This window comes from Stakelama pacifica (assembly GCF_004361835.1).
GTDB lineage: Bacteria > Pseudomonadota > Alphaproteobacteria > Sphingomonadales > Sphingomonadaceae > Sphingomonas > Sphingomonas pacifica.
In genome coordinates this window covers 24,978-49,770 of the sequence record NZ_SNWD01000018.1, presented here as the reverse complement: position 1 = coordinate 49,770, position 24,793 = coordinate 24,978, and the positions used below count along the sequence as shown (strand labels likewise).

Genomic DNA, 24,793 nt, shown 5'->3' with positions numbered 1-24,793 from the left:
GGCGGCGATCCCCCACGGATCGCCGCTTTTTTTTCACGAAGGGCGGTGAGCTCAGAGGACCAGCGTGTTGCGGTCGCGAAGCCTCGAACGCCGTACCGTCGCGCGAACCGCTTCCGGATCGGCGAGATCAGGGGCGGGACGACCGATCAGATAGCCCTGAATGGCGCCGCAGCCATTTTCGAGGACGATGCGCAACTGTTCGGCGCTTTCGACACCCTCAGCCACCACCACCATTCCCAGCGACTTGCCGAGCTCTGCAACAGAATGCAGGATCGCGACGGCCTGTCTGCTCTCTTCGATCTGCGACACGAACGAAGCATCGAGCTTGATCCGGTCGAACGGGAAGGAGCGCAGCACGTCGAGCGAGGAATAGCCGACGCCGAAATCGTCGAGCGCGAGGCCCGCCCCCATGTCCCTGATCGCGCTGAGCGCGTTTAGCGCGGCTTCGCGATCGCGGATGATCGCGCTTTCGGTAAGTTCGATGATCAGCCGGTCGGGTGCCAGGCCGCTCTCGTCCAGCGCATCGCGAATGGTAGACACCAGCATCGGATCGGCGAGTTGCAGCGGCGAGACATTGACCGAAACCCGAAACGGCTCCGGCCATTTCGCCGCTTCAAGACAGGCGCGGCGCAGAATCCAGTTGCCGAGCGGAACGATGCTTCCCGATTGTTCGGCAAGCGGAATGAAATGGCCCGGCGAAACCGTGCCGCGCGCGGGGTGGGTCCAGCGGGCCAGGGCTTCATATCCCGCGATATCGCCATCGCCCCTCGCCTGCACCTGATAATGAAGCACGAACTGATCGGTGCCGATCGCGGCGCGCAGGTCGCTGGTAAGGTTACGCTGCTCGCGCACCGCTTCATCCATCGCCGCGTCGTAAAAACACGGTTCGGAAACGCGTTCGGCCTTGCCCCGATACATCGCCAGATCAGCATTGGCGAGCAGCACATCCGCGCTGTTGCCGTTCTGCGGCGCGATCGCCACACCGATATTCGCCCCGATCGACGCATCGAACCTGTCAAACGCGAACGGGGGTGAGAGACATCCCTGCAACCGAACGAGAAAATCGTCGAGATCGGCGCGATCATCGAAAGAGACCAGCGCACCGAATTCGTCGCCGCCCAGTCTGCCTATCAGCTCATTATCGCGGATCGCGCCGGTAAAGCGCGCGCACAATGCCACGAGCAGCTGATCGCCGCCCTGATGGCCGTACACATCGTTGACCGATTTGAACCGCGACAGATCGATCATGATGACCGCCATATGCTCCGTACCGCCTTTGCGGCGTAGCCGACGGGCAAGTTCGTCATTGAAGCTGGCGCGGTTGGGAAGATCGGTCAGCGGATCGTGCAGCGCCATACGACGCAGACGCCGGAACGTTTCATCCTGCCGCTGCTGATCGATCAACGCAGCTGCGATCAGGCAACCGATGACGAGCAGCGCCGCAAGCGCGGTGGCAATCGCAAGGCCCGCGAGAGCGGCTGCGTTCATGCCGTGATCTCCCATGTCCAGCACGACGACGTGCATCGCCGTCATGCCGGTGAAATGGAGGACCATCACCGCCAGCGAAAAAAAGCCGGCACCGATCAGCATCTTGTCGCGGCCGGGCAGGCGCAGACAATGAAAGGCTATCGCACTCAACACACAGGCCGAAAGGATCGAGGCAAAGATGTAACGCCAGTTCCAGGTCACCAGACCGTCGATCCGATATGCCGCCATGCCGGTATAATGCATCGCCGATATCGCAAGCCCGACCACCGCTCCGCCCGCGATCCCGCTCCAGCGGAAGCGCGTCGTCGCGAGTGCGATTCCCGGCACCGCGGCGACGACCGCGATCAGCAGCGAAATGAGCGTCAGGACCGAATTGAGGCGAACCGGCGCACTGGTCTCATAAGCGATCATCGCAATGAAATGGGTGCACCAGATCGATGTGCCTGCGCTGACCGAACTGAGCAGCAACCAGCCATAACGCTGCGCCCCGTCCACGCCGCGCAGCCGGGTGAATAATTTCGCCATCGCGGCCGAACCCAGCAGGCTGATCGCCAATGCCAGCACGACGAGCCACGGATCATGGTCCTCAACGATACATCGGGCCACGGAAATCATATATTCACCAGCCGCGAAAAGGACATGATCTCAATCTCGTTCGCAGCCTGACGCGCCAGCGCCGCCAGATATGCGCGCTGATCGGCGGATGCGGCAGAATGCGGTTTGCAATCCAGTACGCACAGCGCGCCGACGGCCAGTCCGTCGGTCAATATCAGCGGCGCTCCGATATAATATTTCAGGCGCATTCCCGCCCGGACCAGACAGGACTGCGCAAAGCGCGGATCATCATTGGGATTCACAACTTCCATCACATCGGGCGACTTGATGGTGTGCGTGCAAAAACTATCGCTGCGCGCCATGGGACTGCCGCCATCGCCCACGCCGATGCTCGTGCGAAACCATTGATATTTTCCCTCGATGATCGAGATCGCGGCCATATCGCTGCCAAATGCGTTTGCCGCCCGCTCCACCAGTCGATCGAGCAGTGCGATCGGCGGCTCATCCGAACCGACCCCGATACGCTGCGCAAAAATGCGCCGGCGGCGCTCGTGCAGCAACCTGCTCAGCACGATTCCCTCCTGCTCAGACACGAGTAGATCATTCTGGCAGGTGATTACCGATGTAGCGCAAATAAAAAATACCGTAATTTTGCAGCACTGCATCCTCAGGCAACCGAAAAATGCCCGGTATAAAAGCCGCTTCCTACGGCGTTCCGGATTTCCGTCCCTTCGTCATCGGATCGGGCTTTTCGGGCCTTTTCCATCCCTCAGGCGCGCGGCGACCGGGTGCCTGACTGCCCAGCCCCATTTTGCCGGGTTCGGGACGCGCGATACCCGAATAATCGCCCTCGCCCGGATCGCTGCCGGTCTGTCGGGCGATCATCAGGCGGTTACGCAGGCTGGCCGCCGCGGCGAAATCCTCGCGCGCGGCGGCCTCGTACATCGCCTTTTCGATTGCGGAAAAGTCGGGTCGGTCGTTCAAGCGTCAACATCCACCTTCATCTCGCGATCCCAGACGCGAAGCCTGGGCAGCAGATCGACAAAGTTCTTTGCATCGCTTGCGCCGTCGAGCTTCACACAGCCTTGATCGAGACTGTCCGCAATCCCCGCCTTTTCCATCAGCGGCATCGCTGCCGGGGTATAGCCGATGAATTTCAGATGGGCGAAGGCGTCGGCGATAAAGTCGCGGGTCGGCGCGTCTTTTTTCAGCTTGTCTGCACCCGCTTCCGAAATAAGCAGCGCAACGGCATCGTACAGCACCGACGGCCCGCCATCGATCTTCTGCTTGGCGGGCATCATCTTGCCATCGGAAAGCTTCACGCCGCCGACCTTTGGCGCGACCAGTTCGGTCATGCCGCCTGCTGCCTCAACTGCCTTTTTCAGCGCGTCGAGCTGGCCCGCATCGGCCCCGTCAGTGACGAAGATGCCGAGCTTGCGTCCCTTGAAACTGTTCGGCGCGTTTTTGACGATGCTTAAGGGGTCGGATGCCGGCAAATCGGTGATCGGCTTCCGCGCGGGGGGCGCCGCCTTGGGTAGATCAATGCCAAGGCCGTTGGCCACCGTCTTTGCCAGATCCTCATCGATATTGCGCAGATGCGACACCATCCGCTCGCGGATCGCGGGCGTTTCGACCTTGGACAGTTCGAAGGTCAGCGCATCGCCGATATGCTTCTGCTCGATTTCCGCCTGACTGATATAGAATTGGCGTGCCTGGCTGTAATGGTCGGCAAAGCGTTCGGGGCGGACGCGCAGCTTCTGCCCTTCGATTTCCTCGGGCACGGATTTGAAGCCGCGCTTCGGGTCCTCACGCGGACCGCCATCTTCGGTGCCCCAGCTATTCGGCTCGTAATTGGCCCGGCCCTTGGGGTTATGCATCGCCATATGGCCGTCCTGCTGAAAATTGCGGAACGGGCATTTGGGGGCGTTCACCGGAATATGCGTGAAGTTGGGCGAGCCCAGCCGCTTCAGCTGAGTATCGAGATAGGAGAAGTTACGCCCCTGAAGCAGCGGATCGTTGGTGAAGTCGACGCCCGGCACGATATTCTGCGTGCAGAACGCAACCTGCTCGGTTTCTGCGAAGAAATTATCGACCACCCGGTCGAGCACCAGCCGGCCGACCTTGCGGATCGGCACCAGTTCTTCGGGAATGATCTTCGTCGCATCGAGCACGTCGAAATCGAATTTCTCGGCAAATTCCTCGTCGAATAGCTGCAGCCCGAGCTCCCATTCGGGATAATCGCCGGACTGGATCGAATCCCACAGGTCGCGGCGATGGAAATCGGGATCGGCACCGTTCAGCTTCAGTGCTTCGTTCCACACAACCGACTGAAGCCCCTGTTTCGGTTTCCAGTGGAATTTGACGAAGGTCGGCTTGCCTTCGGAATTGACCAGCTTGAACGTGTGAACGCCGAACCCTTCCATGAAGCGGAACGAGCGGGGAATCGTGCGGTCGGACATGATCCACATGATCATGTTCATCGATTCCGGGCTCAGCGAGACAAAGTCCCAGAAATTGTCATGCGCGGTCTGCGCCTGCGGGAAACCGCGATCGGGTTCCTGCTTCGCCGAATGGATCAGATCGGGGAATTTGATCGCGTCCTGAATGAAGAATACCGGGATATTATTGCCGACAATGTCCCAGTTTCCTTCCTGCGTGTAGAGCTTCACCGCGAAGCCGCGCACATCGCGGGCAAGGTCGGGCGAGCCCTTATTCCCGGCGACGGTCGAGAAGCGGACGAATGCAGGCGTCTTTTCGCCGACATTGGTCAGGATATGCGCCATCGACACATCCGAACAATCATCGGTCAGTTCGAAATAGCCATGCGCGCCATAGCCGCGGGCATGGACCACGCGCTCCGGAATGCGCTCATGGTCGAAATGGAACATCTTTTCGCGGAAATGGAAATCTTCCATCAGCATCGGGCCGCGCTCGCCCGCTTTCAGATGGTTCTGATCGTCCGAAACCGCCACGCCCTGCTGCGTGGTCAGCGTTTCATAACCTTGTTCGGTCGTCTGGCGCGGCGCACCGCCCTTGTCGAGGTTGAGGTCGTCGGTCATGGGGGATCCTTCGTCATGGCGAGTGGCGGCGGCACAGCCGTTCGCGCGACCAACAAAGCGCAAGCTACTAAGTTCACGGAAAAATCGCCCGGCTATTCAGAAAAGGACGAAGCCGCGGCTTGATGGGACGAGCGGTTGGCTCTAGCCGCTGCGGCCATGAACGATCCCACCATCCTTCGCCGTCTTTATGGTCGCCGTCAGGGGCATAAATTGCGTACCGCCCAGCAGGAGCTGGTCGATACCCTGTTGCCGCAGGTCAGCGTGCCCGACGATGGCCCGATCACGGCAGAGCGGCTGTTCGGCGATAACCGGCCGATGGAGTTCGAAATCGGCTTTGGCGGGGGCGAGCATCTGGCAGGGCAGGCGCGCGCCCGGCCCGGCTATGGCTTTGTCGGCTGCGAACCGTTTCTGAACGGCATGGTGAGCGCGCTCGGCCATATCCGCGACGAGGCAATCGACAATGTCCGCGTTCATATGGGCGATGCGCTGGAAGTGCTGGCGCGGGTGCCTGATGCCAGCCTGGAGCGGCTATATCTGCTGCACCCCGATCCTTGGCCCAAAGCGCGCCATGCCAAGCGGCGCATGATGAATCACGGGCCGCTGGACATGATCGCGGCCAAGCTGAAACCGGGATGCGAATTTCGCCTCGGCACCGACGATCCGACCTATTGCCGCTGGTCGATGATGATCATGAACCAGCGCCGCGACTTTGCGTGGCAGGCAGAGGCACCGCGCGATTTCCTCACCCGCCCCGCCGACTGGCCCGAAACCCGTTATGAGCGCAAGGCACGGACAAAGGGGCATGAGGTCTGGTACTTCCGTTACCGGCGGATTTAGGCCGAATCAGGAATCACAGAAATCTTTGTTTTTCTGAATGTTAAATCGCCGATCGTGCGAAGGCGTATCCGACGATATCCGCCACGGTGATTGTACGGTGATTACAAATGTGGTACCTGAGGTATCGCAATGGCCACCGGAAAAATCACAAAGCGGACGTTGGACTCGCTCCTTCTGAGCGGCGTTACCGGCTACCTGTGGGATGAAGATTTGAGGGGCTTCGGGCTTCGGACGAGCTCAACGGGAGCCGCCTCCTACATCGTGCAATACCGGATGGGCGGCCGGGAATCGAAGACCAAGCGCTATACGATCGGAGCGCATGGCTCGCCGTGGACGCCGGCGACTGCCCGAGAGGAGGCAGGCCGCCTGCTCCGTCTTGTCGCCCAAGGTTTCGATCCGGTTGAAGCGGACCATCAGCGCCGTCGCGAGGCAGTCGACCTGGCATTCTCGAAATATGCGGACCACTTTGCGAAATCGTGCGTGGGCAAGGGATGGAAGACGCTGGTGATCAGATCGCTCCGGCTTCACGCGAAGCCCGTGCTGAAGGACAAGCCTCTCCCCAAGCTCACGCGCGCGGACATCGTTTCGGTTTTCGATAGGATGCCGGACGATCAAGCCGCGAACCGTCGTAACGTGTTCGCCGTACTGCGCCGGCTGTTCAAATGGGCGGTGAGTCGCGGCGATATTGACCGCAGCCCAATGGAAGGCATGGAGACGCCGCCTGCCGTCACCGCGCGCGAGCGATGGCTCAGCGATGCGGAGCTTGGTCGGATCTGGAAGCAAACTCCGCGGACGCATCGCTGCTTCGGACCGATCGTGCGATTGCTGATCGTAACCGGGCAGCGTCGCGAGGAGGTGACCAGCCTGGTTTGGGAAGAGCTGAACCGTGCAGAGCGAGAATGGCGCCTGCCGGGTGCGCGCGCGAAGAATGGCGAGCTCAACATGGTACCGTTGAACGACCTGGCGATCGCGGTGCTGGATGAGGTTGCGAGGGGCGAAACCTGGCCGCGCCGCGGACGGGTGTTTCCGACTTCCAGCGGAGCGGGCTTTACGGCCTATTCGAAGGGCAAAACGAAGCTGGACAAGCTTGTGGCGGGTGACGGTGGCGACGCCCTCCCGCCTTGGCGCCTGCATGACCTGCGGCGAACGCTGGCGACAGGGTTCCAACGGCTAGGCGTTCGCTTCGAGGTTACCGAAGCGGTCCTCAATCATGTTGGCGCTTCGCGATCCGGTGTTGCCGGGATCTATCAGCGACACGACTGGAAAGATGAGAAGCGAGAGGCGTTGCGTGTGTGGAATGACCACATCACGGCGATATTGGCATCGTAGGAATCGGCCTGCCGCGCGCCGGCGGAAAGGATCGCCGCATAATCTGAAGGCGCGCACTTCACCGGTTGGCGGGCGTCTCAAGCATCAGCTTGAGATCGACGAAATCCTTGAGCGCGAGCTGATATTGCACTTCCGCCGCGAAATCGGCCGCGTCCTTGCTGAAGTAGGAGGTGGTCAAGGTCATCGCGGCGGTAACGCGCTCATGCTGAGCGACGCCATACAGGGCGCGGATGACGCCGACATCCACGGGGTTGTCGGGCGCATAGCGTTTGCATTCGACGATGTAGAGGAATGACCCGAAGCCGTCGGCTTTGGCGAGGTAGAGGTCCTTGCCGCCATCTCGGGTCTGCGGCGTGATCGTGACCTTATATCCCTGTCGATGGAACAGTTCGGCGGAGAGCTCTTCGAACTCGCGAGGCGTAAGAGCGTGAACAAGATTTGGATCGCTTTTCACCGCCTTGAGCAGTTCGTCGCTGACGAACCGGACGTCCGAGATGATCGTTTTCTCTTCGTGGCCGCCCTGCGCAAGAGGGCGGCCATAGGGATCGACCAGCCCCGGCACGGCGAGCGGGTTGAAGAGGTTCGCGAGCGCGTCGAAGTCACGCACGCCGCCGGCCAGCCAGCGTTGCGCCAAGATATTGGCGAGGCGCGGCTTGCCTTGCGATGCCGCCCACAGCTTGCCGAGAATGTCGGGCGATAAATGCTCGCCTAGCTGGGCTTCAAGGAGATCCCCCATCTCGTTGAAATTCAGCGGCAGCACATGGACTGCGTGGCCGACATCGAGAGGCTCGGTCGTGGCGACGATGGTCGCGAACCGCCATGGGCCGGTGCCAAGCCGGTTGATGCCTTCCAGGAGGTCGCCTCGATCCATTCGCTCCCCCTCGTCAATGACGAGAAGGTTTCGGCCGCCGGATTTGCGAAATCGGTCGGCGATGACATCGACGGCTTCCATGAGCGGGAAGGACTCGCTCCCGCCGAAATATTCGATCGTGCCATCGAACAAATCTGGCCGCTCGTGCACCAGCGCCTTGAGAAGGGTCGTTTTGCCCGTGCCATGCGCCCCGACCAGCTCAATGATGCGATCACCGTCACCGACCGCATCAAGCAAATTCTGCATGACCGGCTCGTTGCGGACATAGCCGGGCAGCATCGGTTGCCGCCATTGTTCTTCGAGCGTGCGGGTCATCGCGGCAGCATAAATCATCCGTCTCCGGTGAGATCAACTTGAACCGCGCGGCGATCCAGCGAGAGTAATCGACCGTGCCGCGCCGCTCCGATATTGGTCGTCGGTAGTGCGAACAATGAACGGCGTTAGCGGTGGTCGAAAAATCGCAGTTACGGGATTTCGAACAGCAGCTCGACAAGGCACTGGCCGCACTGCCGAGCCTGCGTTGGTCGAGCACGAGCGCGCTTGGCCTAGCCTCCGAGATTTACGAGATCGGCGCGTTCGGAAAGGGGCCCGGTGGCGCGGAATGGATCGAGCGCGGTTACGCGATCCTCGCAAGCCATTTCGTGGCGGGCACGGACGGCTATGAGGCCGAGATGTCGCGGGAAGCCGATGCTCGACAGATCATGGACGATCTTGCCTTCACGCAGCATTATTACATGCTCCGCGAGTATCTCTATTACTCGTACAACGTGCCGGGCTCGATGGACTGGTCGTTTGAGGACAGCAGGGTCGAGATCCGCTTTGCGGACAAATCGATCCCGCGCCAGTTCTTCACGGTTCACAACGACCAGGTGCTTGGGTCGCAGCATCACTTTCGCGACTTCAATCGCTCCGACGAGATCATGCGCCTGCTCAAGGATGAGCCAGAGGGCGTAGTGACGCCCAACCTGATGGCAGCCGAGCCGCTCATACAGGAGGAAGTTGACCTCAAGCTCGCAGCCTATTTCTCTCTCATCGCCTCCGACAGTCAGATCGATCTAGGGGGCTACAGCTATCACCAGTTTCTGAGAGTGTACGGGGAGCTTCTGAAGAAGGCGCTGTACCATCGCTACCTGGCTCGATCGCAGGAAGCGGTCGGAGCGATCTACATGCCGGAAGATGGGCTGCTCGACGGCATGAACGAGGAGCTCGGCGTTCCACCCGAAGTCGGACGACTTATCCTGAAAGATCTCGTGTACGACCGGGACGCCACGGCTGCGCGGGTTGACGCGACCTACTTCAGCCTGATGCGGGAGGGCAGCGGCGAGCGCCGCATCGTGATGCGCCCCAATCACTTCGCGGTCGCCGAAGGCCTGGTGAACATGCTTCGAGTGATCGCGCAGCGACGCCCGAACACCTTCCTCGAGCAGGTGAGCAACGAGATCGGCAGCGCCTTCGTCCGACGGGTCAAGGCCGGTTGGGAGGCACAAGGGTTCATCTGCCATAGCGAGGTATCGCTGCGGGAGTTCGATGCTTCGCTCCCTGATGTCGACTTACTGGTGATCTCGGTCGAGCCGACGCTCGGCTATGTGATCTTCGTGTGCGAGCTGAAATGTCCCGTGCCGCCGCGCTGGGCGAAGGACCAGCTGAAGGTGCTCAACAAGGACAGCGTGTCCAAGGCCTTCCGGCAGGTTGAAGCGCTGAAGCGCTTCATCAAGACCGAGGACGGCATCCGCTTCCTGTCGCGCATGCTGCCCAAGGAGGGCCATCCGCACTTTGAAGGCTTCGTCGTCGCGCTCGATCATCTGGTCATCACCTCCGACAACGCCGGCATGTTTTTCGGTGCCGAGAGTACCAAGGTGATCAATTTCCGGACGCTCGAGCGGCTGCTTCGGCGATCGGACGGCGACATGGCGCTGATCCAGCATGTCCTGGCGACCTACGCGGAACATGCCGACGCGGCGCTGGTCACCACCATGGTCGAATTTCCGTTAGGACCGCTGACCGTTGCCTATGAGGCTGTCACGGCCGGCCCGCTGATGGAGTTTCTGCAAGGGCATTGGCGCAGCGATCCCGAGCTGGGAGCGATGGTCGAGGCGTTTATCTCCGACGGCTACCACCCGTTCGACACGTTCGAGCATCGCCCGCCGGATATCGTCGTCGCCGACCATCGCAAGAGCGGCCGCCAAGCCGAGGGTGAAGGGTCATGACAGCGACAAACGATCCCGAAACGCCCCCTGATGCCGAGGCAGGCATCAAGTTGCGCATCCTCGTCGACACGTGCGTTTGGCTCGACGTCGCGAAAGACTATCGCCAGCGCGCGACGATCGCCGCGCTTCAGCAGATGGTGGAGAGCGACGCGGTTGAGCTGATCGTTCCGAGACAGGTCGTCGAGGAGTTCGCGCGGAACAAGGATCGGATCGTCGCCGAAGCCGGCCGAAGCCTGTCCTCCACGATCCGCCGGGTCAAAGACGCATTGACCGCGCTTGGCGGCGAGGATCGCAAGGCGACGCTGTCGCAGCTGGACGATGCCGATCACCAAATCACGACGCTGGGCAGCGCTGTGAACGACTCGATCGGAAAGGTCGAAGCGCTGTTTGCAGCGGCGAAGATCATCGAGACTTCGAACACGGCGAAGCTTCTCGCGGCCGAACGCGCCCTCGATAAGCGCGCGCCCTTCCATAAGAGCAAGAACAGCATGGGGGACGCTATTCTCATCGAGCTCTATGCCGAAGCGCTGGCCGGCAAGCCGGACGGCGAGGCTTTGGCCTTCGTCACCCATAACAAGCAGGACTTCAGCAATATGGGCGTGGATGAGCGCCGCCCCCACCCGGATCTGGCGGGGCTGTTCGACGGCACCGGTTCGATTTACGCGCTGAATCTCGCCGAGCTTCTCAACGATTTCGCACCGGAATGGATGGAAGAGCTCAAGTTCGACTATGAATGGCAACAGGAGCCGCGCCGGATTTCCGAGATCCTCGAGGCCGAGCATCTGCTCTTTCGCCAGATCTGGTATAACCGGCACTGGAATACGCGGATCGCGATCGAGGAAGGTCGCGAAAAGGTCGTGGCCGAAAAGGACTATTCTCGCTCGCCCTATAAGCCTGGCGAGATCCTCGATACCGTCTGGGCCGGTGCGCTGGAGGCCGCGAAGCGAACGGAAGAGGAGGTCGGCCTCGACAACCTCGGCGGCCCCTGGTCGGATTTCGAATGGGGCATGCTCAACGGGAAGCTGAGTGCGTTGCGCTGGATCCTGGGTGACGAGTGGGACATGCTCGACACATGACCTGCGCGAAGGATTGAGGCGGATGGACGGCTTTCCTCCGGGCGCAATCTGGCCCGCCGAAGACGAGGACTCGATCCAGATTCGGGAGGTCTACTCGCGCTACGGCCTTGCGATGTACCAAGCGCAGGTGCTCGAGCATGGAATGGTCAATGCCGTCATCGTCACGCGCATGCTCTCCACCATGCGGGAGCATAGTGACAGGACGGCATGGGAGGTCGCCTTCGATCACGCCTATGACGTCGAGCTGGCCAAGACGTTCGGCAACATGCTGCGAGCGTTGGAGCCGCTTGCCCTGCCTGACGATCTGATGGTCCGCCTGCGCGCTGCGAAGATCGAGCGCGACCATCTCGCGCACCGCTTCTTCCGGGAGCATGACGAGGATTTTCTTGGCAAGGCCGGCCGGACGCGCATGATCGCGGAATGTGAGGCGATCATCGAGCGGTTTTCGGCGATCGACACCGAGCTGGAGGCGTTCATGCAGCCGCTGCGCGAGCGCTACGGCATCACCGCCGAGTGGATCGAGGGCCATATGGCAGCTGCCATCGCGGCCGCCGAGGCGGAACCGAGTACCTGACCGAGCGCCGCTCGTCTTAAAGCGCCAAGGCCTTCTGGACCGGGCAGCTTCCGCCGATCTCCTCGATCGAGAAGGTGCGAGTCGTCGGAGTGACCAGCAGATCGATTTCCGTGATTTTGCCGTCGAGCCAAGCCCTGCTCGCGAAGGCCGCAATCCGTGGACGGGTGCGCCGATCAAGATCGCCGCGTCGAAGAAGCTCGGCTTCACGCCGGCCAATGCGATCAAGGACAAGCTCAACGGCTGACAGCCCCGAAGTTGTTCGGGCCGGGTTATCCCGTCCCGTCTTCAACGGCGAATCGCCCCAGGCGAGAGCCTTCGTCAGTCCACCACGGGAAGCGATCCGCAGCGATTTTGATCCGGCTCGCGCGAACCCGCCACGCCCTAATTTAGCCGGCAACCGCCGGCACCACGATGGCCACGGAATGCTGTTGTAAGCCCCCGAAAATCGCATTCTTTACCTGTCTCCGACGCCGCCGATGCGGCCTCGATCAACGGAGACAGACCTGAAGTGACCCAGCCATCGGCTATCGTCTACGCACGCGGCACCGCCATGTTGCGAAGCGCACTCGGCCCGGCGATCGCCGCATGGCTCGATGACGCCAATGTCGCCGAGATTATGCTCAACGCCGATGGCCGGCTCTGGGTCGATCATCTCGACAGCGGCATCGCAGCGACGCAAGAGCAATTGAGCCCGCTGCAGGCTGAGCGCATCATCCGGCTGGTCGCCCACCATGTCGGCGCCGAGGTGCATCGCGGCTCCCCGCGCGTTTCAGCTGAACTCCCTGAAGGTGGGGAGCGGTTCGAGGGCCTGTTGCCGCCGGTGGTGACCGAACCGGTCTTCTCGATCCGCAGGCCGGCGAGCCTACCGCTGGCGCTCGCCGACTATGTCGCGGCGGGTACGATGACGGCGACAGCCGCTGCCTATCTGGCCGAAGCGGTGAAGGACCGCGCCAACATACTGGTTGCCGGTGGCACCTCGACCGGAAAGACGACGCTCACCAACGCGCTGCTCGGCGTCGCGTCTGGCGGAAGCGACAGGATCATTCTGATCGAGGACACGCGCGAACTGCGTTGCGACGCCGCCAATGTGGTTGCGCTGCGTACCGCGCCCGGCGTCACGATGACCGACCTGGTGCGCTCCAGCTTGCGGCTGCGCCCCGATCGCATCCCGATCGGCGAGGTCCGTGGCCCCGAAGCGCTCGACTTGCTGAAGGCCTGGGGCACCGGTCATCCCGGCGGGATCGGTACGATCCATGCCGGCACGGCCACCGCGGCGCTGCACCGCCTCGAGCAGCTCATCCTGGAAGCGATCGCCCACGTGCCCCGCGCACTGATCGCCGAGACGATCGACCTGATCGCGGTGCTGACGGGCCGCGGGCCCGAGCGTCGGCTGTCCGAGCTCGTCCGGGTCGAAGGGCTCGAGTCCGACGGCAGCTACCGCCTTCTCACCATCCACCCCGCCACAGGAGCAGTCTCATGACCCGTTTGCAGAAACTTCAGCGCGCCGGCCTCGCCGCCGCCGCGATTCTCACCTCTTCGCCCGCCTGGGCCGGCGGATCGGGCATGCCCTGGGAGACGCCGCTCCAGTCGATCGTCGACTCGGTCCAGGGTCCGGTCGCCAAGGTGATCGGCGTGATCATCATCGTGATCACGGGCCTGACGCTGGCGTTCGGCGACACGTCGGGCGGCTTCCGCAAGCTGATCCAGATCGTGTTCGGTCTGTCGGTCGCCTTCGCCGCGTCGTCCTTCTTCCTGAGTTTCTTCAGCTTCGGCGGCGGGGCGCTCGTCTGATGCAGGAGGATCTGCCCGGGTTCGCGGCGCCCGTGCATCGGGCGCTCGCCGAACCGATCCTGCTGGCGGGCGCCCCCCGCGCCCTGGCGATCGTGAACGGCACGCTCGCCGCCGCGATCGGCATCGGGCTCCGTCTCTGGATCGCCGGCATCGTGATGGCGGTGGTCGGCCACGGCCTCGCGGTCTTCGCCGCGCGCCGTGACGCGCAGATCCTTCCGGTCGCGCGCCGTCACATCGCACTACCCACTCTTTTCGAAAGCTGACCTGCCATGATGTTCCTGCGCGAACATGCCCGCCGGGCTTCCCGGCTTTCCGACTTCCTGCCCTGGGCCGCATTGATCGCGCCGGGTATCATCCTCAACAAGGATGGCAGCTTCCTGCGCATCGCCCGCTTCCGGGGCCCCGACCTCGACAGCGCGACGCAGTCGGAGCTGATCGCCACCTCGAACCGTCTGAACTCGGCCTTGAAGCGGCTGGGCACCGGCTGGGCGATCTATGTCGAAGCGCAGCGCAAGCCATCGCCCGGCTATCCGATGTCGGACGGCTTTGCCGATCCGGTTTCCGCGCTGATCGACGAGGAACGGCGCGACCAGTTCGAGGGCGGCGATATCGCCCACCCCAATTTCACCAGCGCTTTCTATCTGACGCTGCAATGGCTGCCCCCGGCCGACGATACGGCGAAGGCGTCCTCGCTGTTCTACGAAGGCGGCGCTGAGGGCGTTGCTACAGCGGCCGACCATCTCGAAGATTTCGAGCGTGATACGGGTCGGCTGCTCGACATGATAGAGGGCGTCATGCCCGAGGCCGCCTGGCTGTCGGATGCCGAGACGCTGACCTACCTGCATTCGACGATCTCGACCCACGATCAGCGCATCGCGGTGCCCGAAACGCCGATGCATCTGGATGCGCTGCTCGCCGACGAATTGCTGGTGGGCGGTCTGACGCCGCAACTGGGAAGCAAGCACCTTCGCTGCCTCTCCATTACAGGCTTCCCGGCATCGACCGTTCCCGGGATGCTCGACGAGCTCAACCGGCTCGGCTTCGCCTACCGCTGGACGACGCGCGCGATCTGTCTCGACAAGGTGTCGGCGCAGCGGATGCTCGGCCGCATCCGCCGGCTGTGGTTCTCGAAGCGCAAGAGCCTGGCTGCGATCATCAAGGAGGTGCTGACCAACGAGGCGAGCGTGCTGGTCGATACCGACGCCGCCAACAAGTCGGCGGAGGCGGATGCCGCCCTGCAGGATCTCGGCGCCGATATCGCCGGCTACGCCTATGTCACGATCACCATCACGGTGCTGGGCGACACGGCCCGGGACGCCGATTTGCGTCTTCAGGCGATCGAGAAGATCGTCCGTGGCCGCGATTTCGCCTGCATCGCCGAGACGCTGAATGCGCTCGAGGCCTGGCTTGGCTCGCTGCCTGGCAACCCCTATGCCAATGTCCGCCAACCGCCGGTCTCGACGCTCAATCTCGCGCACATCATGCCCGTCTCGGCGGTCTGGGCCGGTCCGGACCGGGACGCGCACTTCAATGCGCCGCCGCTATTCCATGCCCGCACGCAAGGCGCGACACCATTCCGCTTCTCGCTGCATGTCGGGGATGTCGGCCACACGCTGGTGGTCGGTCCCACCGGCTCGGGCAAAAGCGTGCTGCTCGCTTTCATGGCTCTGCAGTTCCGTCGCTACTGCGATGCGCAGATATTCGCCTTCGATCATGGCGGCTCGATCCGCGCGGCGACGCTGGGCGTCGGCGGCGAATGGCATGACTTGGGCGGGGCGCTCGGCGGCAATGCCGCGCCGGTGTCGCTGCAGCCGCTGGCGCGGATCGATGAGCTCGACGAACGGGCCTGGGCGGCTGACTGGCTCGCGGCGATCCTCGCCCGCGAGGAATTCGCGATCACGCCCGAGGTGAAGGAGCATCTCTGGACGGCGCTGGGTAGTCTTGCCGATGCTCCTGTCGCGCAGCGCACGCTCACGGGGCTCACGGTGCTCATTCAGGCTTCGGGCCTCAAGCGTGCGCTCGCGCCCTACACGCTGTCCGGTCCCTATGGGCGCCTGCTCGATGGCGATGTCGAGCATTTCGGAGAGAGTGACGCTCAAGCCTTCGAGACCGAGGGTTTGGTGGGCGCGCCCGCCACGCCGGCGGTGCTCGCCTATCTCTTCCACCGCATCGGGCGGCGGCTCGACGGGCGGCCAACCCTGATCCTGATCGACGAGGGCTGGCTCGCGCTCGACGATCCGCTGTTCGGCCGCCAGCTCAAGGAATGGCTGAAGACGCTGCGCAAGAAGAATGCGAGCGTCATCTTCGCCACGCAAAGCCTTGCCGATATCGAAGGCTCGGCGATCGCGCCCGCCATCATCGAGAGCTGCCCAACACGTCTGTTTCTCGCCAACGAGCGTGCGCTCGAGCCGCAGATCATGGGCGTCTACCGCCGCTTCGGGCTCAACGATCGCCAGATCGAGATCATCGCGAGCGCCACGCCCAAGCGCGATTATTATTGCCAGTCGGCGCTTGGCAACCGGCTGTTCGATCTCGGGCTCGGGCCGGTCGCGCTGGCCTTTGCCGCCGCGTCGTCGCGCACCGATTTGGGCGCGATCACGGCGCTGCTCGAAGCGCATGGCCCTGACGGCTTTGCCGCGGCCTGGGTGCGCCACCGCGGCCTGTCATGGGCCGCCGACCATCTCATCCCTGAATCCCTCGAACCCCAGGAGACGTTCGCATGACCCGCTTCCGCAAATCCATTCTCGCCATTGGCGCCGGTGCTATGGCGCTGATGGCCACCGCACCGGCCGAGGCGCAGTTCGGTGGGATCGTTTACGACCCCACAAACTATGCACAGAATGTGCTGACCGCAGCGCGCAGCCTGCAGCAGATCAACAACCAGATCACTCAGATCCAGAATCAGGCGCAAAGCCTGATCAACCAGGCACGCAACCTCGCCAATCTGCCAACCAGCATGTTGTCGAGCATCCAGCGTGACATCGACCGCACCCGCCAGCTGATCCAGCAAGCGCAGCAGATCGCCTATAACGTCCAGAACATCGACCAGGTGTTCAGCCAGCGCTACCCCTCGGGTTCGCTCGCCGCTACGTCGTCGGGCGATCTCGTCGCCAACGCGCAGACGCGGTGGACCGACGCGCTGGCCTCCTATCAGGATGCGCTGCGCACCGGCGCGACGGTCACCGGCAATATCGATGGCACGCGCGATCAGGCTTCGACCCTCGTCACCGCCAGCCAAAGCGCGACGGGCGCGCTGCAGGCGGCACAGGCCGGCAATCAGTTGCTGGCGCTCGAGACGCGCCAACTCGCCGACCTGACCGCGATGGTGGCGGCGCAATCGCGTGCCGCAGCGGTTCAAGCCGCGCGCGCCGCGGCCGACGAGGCGCAGGGCCGCGAGCAGACCCGCCGCTTCCTTGCGCCCGGGCGCGGCTACGTCCCCCAGAGCGTGACGCTGTTCCGTGACTGAGGCGCGGACACAATCGGTGGGGCGCCGCTTGCCGTGCCTCGGCTGGCGATCGGTAGCGATCGCCGCCGCGGTGGCGATGACTGGCATGGTCGCCCTGGTCGCGATGCGCGACCAGACGCCGCCTCCGTCGCGCTATGCGGTGGGAGATGGGCCGGACACGACTGCACCGGCCGACGTCGATCCACTGCGTATCGAGCTGGCGCGGTGCCGCACCCTGCCGGCCGACACCGTCGATGCGCGCTGCCAGGCCGCCTGGGAGGTGAACCGGCGCCGCTTCATGGGCGATAGCCGGAGCTATCTTCCGCCTGCTGACCGCCAGCCGGCCGGGTCCGCCGTGCCGCGCGCGCCCACAGGCGATTCTACACCCTCTCATCCGCTGGAGCACTGAGCCATGGAAGGCACGGGCGTCATCGATCGGTTTCTCGATCTCTTCGCGCGCTACATCGATTCCGGGTTCGGGCTGATCCGCGGCGATGTCGGGTTTCTCGCAAGTTCCCTGATCGTCATCGATGTGACGCTCGCCATGCTGTTCTGGACCTGGGGCGACGGCGAAGATGTTGTCGCGCGGTTGGTCAAGAAGACGCTGCAGGTCGGTTTCTTCGCGTTCCTGATCTCGAACTGGAACGGCCTCGCCAAGATCATCTATCTGAGCTTTTCGGGGATTGGACTCAAGGCGGCAGGCTCGGGCAGCCCGGACGACCTGCTCCATCCCGGCAAGATCGCGCAGATCGGCATCGATGCGGGGCAGCCGCTGCTAGACCAGGCATCGTTGCTCGTCGGGCCGGTCGGCTTCTTCACCAACTTCGTGCAGATTGCGGTGCTGCTGATTGCCTGGGCGATCGTGCTCCTCGCCTTCCTTATCATCGCGATCCAGCTGTTTGTCACGCTGATCGAGTTCAAGCTCTCGACGCTCGCTGGCTTTGTGCTGGTGCCGTTCGGGCTGTTCGGCCGCACCGCCTTCCTCGCCGAGCGCGTGCTCGGCAATGTCATGGCGACCGGCGTCAAAGTTCTCGTGCTCGCCGTCATCATCGGCATCGGCTCGACCATCTTCCGAGACTTTGTGATCGATTTCGGCGGCGCGCAGCCGACGATCGAACAGGTGGTCAGTCTCGCGCTTGCCGCGCTGACGCTGCTCGGGCTCGCCATCTTCGGCCCCGGCATCGCCTCCGGCCTGATTTCAGGCGGTCCCCAGCTTGGTGCCGGCGCCGCCGTCGCGACCGGCGCGACGGTCGCGGGGATTGGTGCCGCGGCCACGATGGGCGTCGCCGGCGCCGCCGGGCTTGCCAGCCGCGCGGGATCGGCTGCTGCCTCCACCCTTTCCCGGTCCTCCGGCTCGCCCAGCGCCCCCGGGGCAGGCGGTGGATCCCCGCCTGCGCCGCCAGCTCCCCAGGCGCCGACGGGCGGCGCTCCGACGGTTCCCCCGCCGTCCGGAGCGCCGGGGGGCGGATCGAGCGGCGGCAGTGCTGTCGATGACGGCTCGGTCTCCGCGCCCCAGGGCGGAGCCGAAAGCAGTGCGGCGCCGGAACCGCTCGCCGTCGAAGCCGCCGGCACCTCCACTGCGGCCCCCGCGGAAACCCCGGCTCCCGCCTGGGCGAAGCGCCTGCGCCGCCGGCAAGCCATGGTCCAGGGCGCGACCATGGCGGCGCACACCCTTCGCTCGGCCGACCATCACGGCGGCTCTGCTCACATCTCGCTGGAGGATCGCTCATGAACCCGTTCCGTCGTCCCTCGTCGCGCCTCGGGCGCGAGCCGACCCCTGAAACCCCTTACCAGCGCGCCGGCCAGGCTTGGGATGATCGCATCGGCTCAGCGCGCGCACAGGCCCATAGCTGGCGGCTGATGGCGTTCGGCGCGACCGCGCTCCTGTCGCTGTCGGTGACCGACAATCTGCGGCTGCGGTTCGGCAGCAAGATCGTGCCCTATGTCGTCGAGGTTGACCGGCTGGGCGCCGCACGCGCGGTGTCGCCGGCCGATTCCAACTTCCGCCCGACTGATCCGCAGATCGCGTGGCATCTCGCGCGGTTCATCGAGAATGTGCGGTCGCGACCCGCCGATGCGATCGTGCTCAGGCAGAACCTCGCGGCCGCCTACGACTTCACGACCGAGCAGGGCGCGGCGGTGCTCAATGAATATGCGCGCGCCAGCGATCCGTTCGCCGATCTCGCCGACAAACAGGTGTCGGTCGACGTGAAGAATGTCGTGCGGGCGTCCGCCGACAGTTTCCGCGTCGCGTGGGACGAGCGTCACTACGACCACGGCCAGCTCAGCGCCACGACCCACTGGACGGCGGTCCTGACGATCGTGGTCCGTAGCCCGAACGATGCTGCGACCCTCAGCCGCAACCCGCTCGGACTCTATGTCCACGCCATCAACTGGTCCCAGGATCTTGGAGAATGATCATGCGTCTGCCCTTGTTCGCCACGCCTTTGTTGCTCGCCTCTATGCCCGCGTTTGCGCAATCGACGCCGGCATCCGTACGCCCGGTCGCCGCTGCCACTGAAGCAGCACGAGTCAGTCCACGCGCCGCCGGCTGGCAGGGTGCGACCCAGTTGTTTGTCTATGCGCCGGGCGGACTCTACCAAGTCTATGCGGCGGTAGGCCAGGTTACTGACATCATGCTGCAGGAGGGTGAGACGCTTTCCGACACCGGCGCGGTCGCCTCCGGCGACACGGTGCGCTGGGTGATCGGCGAGGCAGCGAGCGGCACTGGCACTGGCCGCCGCACGCATATCCTGATCAAGCCGACCGACCCCGGCATCCGCACCAATCTCGTCATCAACACCGACAGGCGCACCTATCACATCGAGCTCCGCTCGACGCCTGGCATCTATATGGCGAGCGTCGGCTGGTCCTATCCTCAGGACGAGCTGATAGCGGTGCGCGCCCGGATCGAGGCTGCGAACGCGGTGGCGAACACGCAGGTCCAGACCGGCATCGATCCGGCCAACCTCGACTTCGCCTACCGGCTGACCGGGGCCAATCCGGCGTGGAAGCCAGTCCAGGTGTTCGACGACGGCGCGAAGACCTACATCCTCTTCCCGGCCACGATCGCGCAGAGCGAACTGCCGCCGCTATTCCTGATCGGCGAGAGGAAGAAGGCCGAACTGGTCAACTATCGGGTGTCGGGCCGCTACATGGTGGTCGACCGGTTGTTCTCCGTCGCCGAGCTGCGGCTGGGCACGAAGAAGCAGCAGATTGTGCGGATCGAGCGCACGCGTGCCCGGGAGACCGGCAAATGAGCGGTCCCGACGATCGTCCGGTTGATCCGGCGGCGCGGTCGCCGATCGCGACCCGCGCACCCGCGCCAACACCGCGGCGGCTATCGCGCAAGGCGCTGGTGACGCTCACCGGGGTCAGCGCGCTCGGAGTGGCTGCGGCGCTCGGCTACAGTCTGACCATGAGCCATCGCACCGAAGTCCCTCAGGAAACCGTGTCTGTTGAACGCCGCAATACCGACGCGCTTGCCGATGCGCCGAAAAACTATGGGGATTTGGCTCGGACTGCCGCCGCCGGTATCGCGGCGCCGGCGACTGCGACCGAGCCGGTCACACCGCAGCCGCCTTCTGGCCCTGCATCCGGATCAGCGGCTCCCGTCAATAATGAAGCAGCGGCGGACCAGCAGCGTCGTCGACAACAACGCGACAGTGCGCGGTCGAGCAAGCTGTTCGCCGGCGCGGGCGACGGCGTGAGAGCCGTGGCCTCCGCACCGGAACCCGTCGCCGCGCCTCCCGGAGAAGCGCCCAGCAATGAAGCGCGCGCCGGAAACGCCGATGCGCAGGATCGTAAGGCGGCGTTCGTTGCCGGCGGCGGCGCGCAGCCGACCGTGAACAGTGGCAGGCTGAACGCGCCCGCTGGTCGCTATGTTATCTCCGCCGGATCGACGATCGCCGCCGCTCTGATCACCGGCCTGTCTTCCGACCTTCCCGGCCAGGTCGTGGCCCAGGTGACAGAGGATGTGTTCGATAGTGCGACCGGCCGGAGCCGGCTGATTCCGCAGGGCGCGCGGCTGATCGGCACATACGACGCGCGTGTGACCTACGGTCAGTCTCGCGTGTTGGTGGTCTGGACACGGATGATCTTCCCGGATGGGCGCTCGATCAACCTCGGTCGTATGATCGGGACAGACGGGGCCGGGCAATCCGGCTTCGCGGATCGGGTCAACAGCCATACAGGCAAGCTTCTGGTGGCAGGCCTGCTGTCGACGTTGTTCGGGGTTGGTGCGAATGCCGCTACAACGGGCGGCGACAATGCGGACATCGCTTTTGCGATTCGAGAAAGCGCGGGACGGTCGGTCGAAAGTGCAGGAGACAAGATCGTGTCGCGTCAACTCGATGTGCAGCCGGCGATCACGATACGGCCAGGCGCGCGGGTGCGGGTGCTCGTGTCGCGGGACTTGCTGCTAGCGCCGACATGAGGGCAGCGCTAACAATGCCCTACGAGACTGGGTGGATCGCGATCATGCGCAACGCATCGACAGCGTGATCTAGATAGATCGCGGCTATCTCTTCCTCGGGCTCAGTGAGCAGAGCCTTCGCCAGATCGATCAGACGTTCGGCTTCGATGCGCCGGCCAACGGATTGCCGTCCAGCGGCCGACGTCGGGATTTCTGCACACTGATTCGATCGTTGGCCCATCGAGCCTCCAAGCGTTAGGGTGTTATAATACGTAGCACTAAAGTACCCGGATCGCTTCTAACCTTGCGATGGATATTCGCAAGCTCTTCGGTCGCAACCTGCGTCATTATCGTTTGGCCGCCAAACTCAGCCAGGAGGCTGTTGGTGCGAGAATGGGCGTCGACCGCGCCTATGTCGGCTTGATGGAGCGTGGCGAGCAGAACGTCACGCTATTGACGATATGGGGGGTGTGCGAAGCGCTCAAGTTGCGACCAGCGGACCTCTTTTCTGAAGATACCATCCCCGATGATGAGGAGGATCAAATCACGCAGGATTGATTACTCCTGCCGATACGATGGCCATAGAATTGAGCAAGAGCAGTGGACTCTTCCGCAATACTCACGGTTCCGATCCTTGGGCATGTTTGCGGACGTAGGACAGCAGGCTGTGCCGGATCGGGTTGCGATCATGTCTGGGCCAGAGTCCTTCAATGTGTACAATGGCGTCTCTGTCGGCGATTGGTCTATAGGCTACACCATCCCGAGGGACAGCTCCTGAAGAAAGCAGGATCGTCGCACCAATGCCAAGTCGAACCATTTCTATGAGCGTGCCTCGCGATACATCGTGCAGACCGCATTCAAAAGGCTGATCTCGCATTCTGGCGGCAACGGTCCGATATGACCACAAATCTCCTTGGTTGGAGCGAAGAATGATCGGCAAGCGAGAAACTTCATTCCAGGTCAAAGTGCTACGATCGGCCAAGGGATGACCCTCGGCCAAGCCGACGACGAGTTGTTCGTCCCAAAGTCGTTCCTGTACGTTGGGGCCGTGGTCCAAGTCGGGGAACAGCGCCACGAACATCAAATCGATGGATCGCTCATTAAGCTGACGATAGAGATCGCTTGGTGAAGCTTCGACAATGCGAAGCTCAACGTCTGGTTTGCTCGAGAGAAACTCCGAAATTGCAACATTAAGCGGGCCATTCGCAAGCCCCGAATGGAATCCAATTGTAAGCACGCCCCTTATGCTTTGAGCAGTCTCAACTGCCCGCGACATTTGGGCATCCACCATGAACAGTAGCAATTTGGCTTTTGGCAGAATCGCGCGGCCGACGGGCGTCAGGGCAACAGGAGCGCCTCGATGGCGCTCGAACAGGTCTGCACCATAGATCTCTTCCAGCCTAGCAATCGTTTGACTGACCGCCGGCTGGCTAATCCCAATCTGCCGAGCAGCATTTGCGAAGCTACGCGTTTCGACGACTTTGAGGAAAGTTTCGAGTTGGTGAAAGTCCGGCCGAGCAGCCGAACGACGAGGTTGTCGCTTTATCCCCTTACTCACCAGCGATAGCCATAAAAGTAGGTGAGACTGACATATGAAGTGGCCAGGGATTGAAGCCCCTGGTCGACACCCATGAAAGACGGATGCGCTCGGCCCGGTAGCCGTTGTCGAAAATCGGTAAAATAAGTGAATGATTCCTGTCAGCCTGGGGAGATGTACGCGGTCTTTGTTACTGTGTAGAAGTCGACCGCATAACTACCTTGTTCGCGCGGACCAAAACTGGATGCTTTGGTGCCTCCGAACGGAGCGTGATAGTCCAGGCCAGCAGTCGGCAAGTTGACCATCGCGAGACCAGCTTCAACATGGCGGCGGAAGTGCTGGGCGTATTTGAGCGACGTCGTGCAAATGCCGGCGGAAAGACCATATTCCGTGTCATTCGCGATCGCGAGCGCTTCCTCATAATTTGCCGCGCGGACGACTGAGGCAATAGGGCCGAAGATTTCTTCGCGGTTGATACGCATCCCGGAGTTTGTCTCAAGGAAGAGGCACGGGCGCATGTAGAACCCGGGCGTGTCGCGCTGGAGCAGTTCGCCGCCATAAACCTTCGCACCCTCGGATTTGGCGATCTCGATATAGTTTTGATTTTTATCGAGCTGGCGCTGATCGATCACCGGGCCGATTTGGCTGCCCGGTTTCATGGCATTGTCGACCACGAAGGCTTCGAGGCGTTCTTGAAGCGCTGCCACAAAGCGGTCATGGATACCGGCGGTGACGATGAGCCGGCTTGATGCCGTGCAACGCTGGCCGGTCTGTCCGAAGGCACCATTCGCGGCAACCTCGGCCGCCAAAGTCAGATCCGCATCGTCGAGGACGATCAGCGGGTTCTTGCCGCCCATCTCGAGCTGGAGCTTCGGCATTCGCTGGCTTGCAGCCGCCATAATCGAATGGCCGGTTTGAACAGATCCCGTAAAGCTGATGGCGTCGACGGTCTCTACGAGGGCAGCACCCACGTCGCGACCCTCACCCATCAACAGCGACAGCACGCCTCGCGGAAGCCCGGCTCGCAGGAGGATGTCGGTGAGCATCCAGCCCATTGCCGGCGTCAATTCGGACGGCTTGAACAGAACGCAGTTGCCGAACGCGAGAGCCGGGGCGATTTTCCACGCCGGTATCGCGATTGGAAAATTCCACGGCGTGATGATCCCGACAACGCCGACTGGTTCACGGGTTACCTCGACATCGACGCCTAGCCGCACCTGGGGAAGAATCTCTCCGGGGGTTCGGACGGCTTCTCCAGCGAAGAAGCGGAAAATCCGACCAGCGCGCACTACCTCGCCGATCGCTTCGGCAAGAACCTTCCCCTCTTCCCGTGCCAGCAAGGCGCCGAGTTCGTCACGGCGTGCCAGAATCTCTTCGCCGGCTGCGGCAAGGATGTCTGCTCGCAATTGCGCCGTCGCATTTCGCCAAGCTGGAAACGCGGCGCGCGCCGCCTCGGCGGCCCTCGCCACATCGGCTTGGCTCGCCTTGGCATAGTTGCCGACGTTTTCGGTGATGTCGGAGGGGTTGATGTTCGAGAGAAGGGACGAGCTGCCTACCCAGTCGCCACCTATTAGATTGTCGTGCATGCAGATCGTCCTTGTCGATTTCGA

25 protein-coding genes are annotated in these 24,793 nt (G+C 62.9%); 17 read left to right on the top strand and 8 right to left on the bottom strand.

The genetic code is table 11. From position 1 onward, the window contains the following. Positions 1-51 precede the first annotated feature (51 nt). The 4 genes from EV664_RS17685 to EV664_RS17670 form a co-directional block, all read right to left on the bottom strand. Positions 52-2,103, bottom strand: coding sequence for a putative bifunctional diguanylate cyclase/phosphodiesterase (locus tag EV664_RS17685; RefSeq protein WP_133497045.1), 2,052 nt, complete (start codon positions 2,101-2,103; stop codon positions 52-54). After that, a complete protein-coding gene (locus tag EV664_RS17680; RefSeq protein ID WP_162848900.1) occupies positions 2,100-2,615 on the bottom strand; it encodes a GAF domain-containing protein in 516 nt (171 codons plus the stop codon). Before EV664_RS17680 ends, EV664_RS17685 begins: the two co-directional genes overlap by 4 nt. Before the next feature lie 133 nt (positions 2,616-2,748). Then, positions 2,749-3,027, bottom strand: a complete 279-nt coding sequence (locus tag EV664_RS17675) for a UvrB/UvrC motif-containing protein (protein WP_229668347.1) — start codon at positions 3,025-3,027, stop codon at positions 2,749-2,751. Further along, a complete protein-coding gene (locus EV664_RS17670; RefSeq protein WP_133497043.1) occupies positions 3,024-5,102 on the bottom strand; it encodes a catalase in 2,079 nt (692 codons plus the stop codon). The genes EV664_RS17675 and EV664_RS17670 overlap by 4 nt, the downstream gene beginning before the upstream one ends. A 156-nt stretch (positions 5,103-5,258) precedes the next feature. Between EV664_RS17670 and trmB the strand changes: the two genes are divergently transcribed. Both trmB and EV664_RS17660 read left to right on the top strand, forming a co-directional pair. Further along, complete coding sequence (gene trmB / locus EV664_RS17665) at positions 5,259-5,939, top strand: tRNA (guanine(46)-N(7))-methyltransferase TrmB (RefSeq protein ID WP_133497042.1); 681 nt, start codon at positions 5,259-5,261, stop codon at positions 5,937-5,939. Between the two features lie 129 nt (positions 5,940-6,068). Beyond that, positions 6,069-7,268 (top strand): tyrosine-type recombinase/integrase, encoded by a 1,200-nt coding sequence (locus EV664_RS17660; protein WP_133497041.1) that lies wholly within the window; start codon positions 6,069-6,071, stop codon positions 7,266-7,268. Positions 7,269-7,326: 58 nt separating this feature from the next. Here the strand turns inward: EV664_RS17660 and EV664_RS17655 are convergent, their stop codons facing one another. Further along, positions 7,327-8,454 (bottom strand): restriction endonuclease, encoded by a 1,128-nt coding sequence (locus tag EV664_RS17655; protein WP_162848899.1) that lies wholly within the window; start codon positions 8,452-8,454, stop codon positions 7,327-7,329. Between the two features lie 131 nt (positions 8,455-8,585). Between EV664_RS17655 and EV664_RS17650 the strand changes: the two genes are divergently transcribed. The 14 genes from EV664_RS17650 to EV664_RS17585 all read left to right on the top strand — a co-directional run bounded on the left by EV664_RS17650 (position 8,586) and on the right by EV664_RS17585 (position 21,667). After that, the gene (locus tag EV664_RS17650) at positions 8,586-10,346 is read left to right on the top strand and encodes a hypothetical protein (RefSeq protein WP_133497039.1); all 1,761 of its coding nucleotides are present in this window, start codon (positions 8,586-8,588) and stop codon (positions 10,344-10,346) included. Positions 10,347-10,396: 50 nt separating this feature from the next. Further along, positions 10,397-11,422 carry a PIN domain-containing protein gene (locus EV664_RS17645; protein ID WP_229668348.1) on the top strand — a complete coding sequence of 342 codons (1,026 nt, stop codon included), beginning with the start codon at positions 10,397-10,399 and terminating at the stop codon, positions 11,420-11,422. Between the two features lie 22 nt (positions 11,423-11,444). Further along, positions 11,445-11,996 (top strand): hypothetical protein, encoded by a 552-nt coding sequence (locus EV664_RS17640; protein ID WP_133497038.1) that lies wholly within the window; start codon positions 11,445-11,447, stop codon positions 11,994-11,996. After that, positions 11,959-12,240 carry an HU family DNA-binding protein gene (locus EV664_RS17635; protein ID WP_373287535.1) on the top strand — a complete coding sequence of 94 codons (282 nt, stop codon included), beginning with the start codon at positions 11,959-11,961 and terminating at the stop codon, positions 12,238-12,240. Before EV664_RS17640 ends, EV664_RS17635 begins: the two co-directional genes overlap by 38 nt. 306 nt (positions 12,241-12,546) lie before the next feature. Next, positions 12,547-13,476, top strand: coding sequence for a P-type conjugative transfer ATPase TrbB (gene trbB, locus EV664_RS17630; RefSeq protein WP_133497057.1), 930 nt, complete (start codon positions 12,547-12,549; stop codon positions 13,474-13,476). Beyond that, positions 13,473-13,787 carry a TrbC/VirB2 family type IV secretion system protein gene (locus EV664_RS17625; RefSeq protein ID WP_133497037.1) on the top strand — a complete coding sequence of 105 codons (315 nt, stop codon included), beginning with the start codon at positions 13,473-13,475 and terminating at the stop codon, positions 13,785-13,787. Before trbB ends, EV664_RS17625 begins: the two co-directional genes overlap by 4 nt. Then, positions 13,787-14,050, top strand: a complete 264-nt coding sequence (locus EV664_RS17620; protein ID WP_133497036.1) for a VirB3 family type IV secretion system protein — start codon at positions 13,787-13,789, stop codon at positions 14,048-14,050. The genes EV664_RS17625 and EV664_RS17620 overlap by 1 nt, the downstream gene beginning before the upstream one ends. A gap of 6 nt (positions 14,051-14,056) precedes the next feature. Next, complete coding sequence (gene trbE / locus EV664_RS17615) at positions 14,057-16,510, top strand: conjugal transfer protein TrbE (RefSeq protein ID WP_133497035.1); 2,454 nt, start codon at positions 14,057-14,059, stop codon at positions 16,508-16,510. Further along, on the top strand, positions 16,507-17,253 hold the full coding sequence (gene trbJ / locus EV664_RS17610; protein WP_133497034.1) for a P-type conjugative transfer protein TrbJ: 747 nt from the start codon (positions 16,507-16,509) through the stop codon (positions 17,251-17,253). Before trbE ends, trbJ begins: the two co-directional genes overlap by 4 nt. Beyond that, positions 17,246-17,641 carry a putative entry exclusion protein TrbK-alt gene (gene trbK-alt, locus EV664_RS17605; protein ID WP_342353543.1) on the top strand — a complete coding sequence of 132 codons (396 nt, stop codon included), beginning with the start codon at positions 17,246-17,248 and terminating at the stop codon, positions 17,639-17,641. The genes trbJ and trbK-alt overlap by 8 nt, the downstream gene beginning before the upstream one ends. A gap of 3 nt (positions 17,642-17,644) precedes the next feature. Continuing rightward, complete coding sequence (gene trbL, locus EV664_RS17600; RefSeq protein ID WP_133497033.1) at positions 17,645-18,964, top strand: P-type conjugative transfer protein TrbL; 1,320 nt, start codon at positions 17,645-17,647, stop codon at positions 18,962-18,964. Then, entirely contained in the window at positions 18,961-19,650 is a 690-nt protein-coding gene (gene trbF, locus EV664_RS17595; RefSeq protein ID WP_133497032.1) for a conjugal transfer protein TrbF, read from the top strand. The genes trbL and trbF overlap by 4 nt, the downstream gene beginning before the upstream one ends. Next, entirely contained in the window at positions 19,647-20,492 is an 846-nt protein-coding gene (gene trbG, locus EV664_RS17590) for a P-type conjugative transfer protein TrbG (protein ID WP_133497031.1), read from the top strand. The genes trbF and trbG overlap by 4 nt, the downstream gene beginning before the upstream one ends. Continuing rightward, positions 20,489-21,667, top strand: coding sequence for a TraB/TrbI/VirB10 family type IV secretion system protein (locus EV664_RS17585; RefSeq protein ID WP_133497030.1), 1,179 nt, complete (start codon positions 20,489-20,491; stop codon positions 21,665-21,667). Before trbG ends, EV664_RS17585 begins: the two co-directional genes overlap by 4 nt. A gap of 19 nt (positions 21,668-21,686) precedes the next feature. Here EV664_RS17585 and EV664_RS17580 read toward each other — a convergent pair whose 3' ends face one another. Then, positions 21,687-21,887 carry a hypothetical protein gene (locus tag EV664_RS17580; RefSeq protein ID WP_133497029.1) on the bottom strand — a complete coding sequence of 67 codons (201 nt, stop codon included), beginning with the start codon at positions 21,885-21,887 and terminating at the stop codon, positions 21,687-21,689. A 68-nt stretch (positions 21,888-21,955) separates the two neighbouring features. Between EV664_RS17580 and EV664_RS17575 the strand changes: the two genes are divergently transcribed. Then, complete coding sequence (locus EV664_RS17575) at positions 21,956-22,204, top strand: helix-turn-helix domain-containing protein (RefSeq protein WP_133497028.1); 249 nt, start codon at positions 21,956-21,958, stop codon at positions 22,202-22,204. Positions 22,205-22,265: 61 nt separating this feature from the next. Here the strand turns inward: EV664_RS17575 and EV664_RS17570 are convergent, their stop codons facing one another. Together EV664_RS17570 and EV664_RS17565 are read right to left on the bottom strand one after the other, a co-directional pair. After that, the gene (locus EV664_RS17570; protein WP_133497027.1) at positions 22,266-23,204 is read right to left on the bottom strand and encodes a LysR family transcriptional regulator; all 939 of its coding nucleotides are present in this window, start codon (positions 23,202-23,204) and stop codon (positions 22,266-22,268) included. A 140-nt stretch (positions 23,205-23,344) separates the two neighbouring features. Next, positions 23,345-24,769, bottom strand: coding sequence for an aldehyde dehydrogenase family protein (locus EV664_RS17565; protein ID WP_133497026.1), 1,425 nt, complete (start codon positions 24,767-24,769; stop codon positions 23,345-23,347). Positions 24,770-24,793: the final 24 nt, after the last annotated feature.

Coding starts and splice junctions, on each gene's coding strand:
- EV664_RS17685 (WP_133497045.1), bottom strand. CDS start 2,103: ATGATTTCCGTGGCCCGATGTATCGTTGAGGACCATGATCCGTGGCTC.
- EV664_RS17670 (WP_133497043.1), bottom strand. CDS start 5,102: ATGACCGACGACCTCAACCTCGACAAGGGCGGTGCGCCGCGCCAGACG.
- trmB (WP_133497042.1), top strand. CDS start 5,259: ATGAACGATCCCACCATCCTTCGCCGTCTTTATGGTCGCCGTCAGGGG.
- EV664_RS17660 (WP_133497041.1), top strand. CDS start 6,069: ATGGCCACCGGAAAAATCACAAAGCGGACGTTGGACTCGCTCCTTCTG.
- EV664_RS17655 (WP_162848899.1), bottom strand. CDS start 8,454: ATGACCCGCACGCTCGAAGAACAATGGCGGCAACCGATGCTGCCCGGC.
- EV664_RS17640 (WP_133497038.1), top strand. CDS start 11,445: ATGGACGGCTTTCCTCCGGGCGCAATCTGGCCCGCCGAAGACGAGGAC.
- trbB (WP_133497057.1), top strand. CDS start 12,547: ATGTTGCGAAGCGCACTCGGCCCGGCGATCGCCGCATGGCTCGATGAC.
- EV664_RS17625 (WP_133497037.1), top strand. CDS start 13,473: ATGACCCGTTTGCAGAAACTTCAGCGCGCCGGCCTCGCCGCCGCCGCG.
- EV664_RS17620 (WP_133497036.1), top strand. CDS start 13,787: ATGCAGGAGGATCTGCCCGGGTTCGCGGCGCCCGTGCATCGGGCGCTC.
- trbE (WP_133497035.1), top strand. CDS start 14,057: ATGATGTTCCTGCGCGAACATGCCCGCCGGGCTTCCCGGCTTTCCGAC.
- trbJ (WP_133497034.1), top strand. CDS start 16,507: ATGACCCGCTTCCGCAAATCCATTCTCGCCATTGGCGCCGGTGCTATG.
- trbL (WP_133497033.1), top strand. CDS start 17,645: ATGGAAGGCACGGGCGTCATCGATCGGTTTCTCGATCTCTTCGCGCGC.
- trbF (WP_133497032.1), top strand. CDS start 18,961: ATGAACCCGTTCCGTCGTCCCTCGTCGCGCCTCGGGCGCGAGCCGACC.
- trbG (WP_133497031.1), top strand. CDS start 19,647: ATGATCATGCGTCTGCCCTTGTTCGCCACGCCTTTGTTGCTCGCCTCT.
- EV664_RS17585 (WP_133497030.1), top strand. CDS start 20,489: ATGAGCGGTCCCGACGATCGTCCGGTTGATCCGGCGGCGCGGTCGCCG.
- EV664_RS17580 (WP_133497029.1), bottom strand. CDS start 21,887: ATGGGCCAACGATCGAATCAGTGTGCAGAAATCCCGACGTCGGCCGCT.
- EV664_RS17575 (WP_133497028.1), top strand. CDS start 21,956: ATGGATATTCGCAAGCTCTTCGGTCGCAACCTGCGTCATTATCGTTTG.
- EV664_RS17565 (WP_133497026.1), bottom strand. CDS start 24,769: ATGCACGACAATCTAATAGGTGGCGACTGGGTAGGCAGCTCGTCCCTT.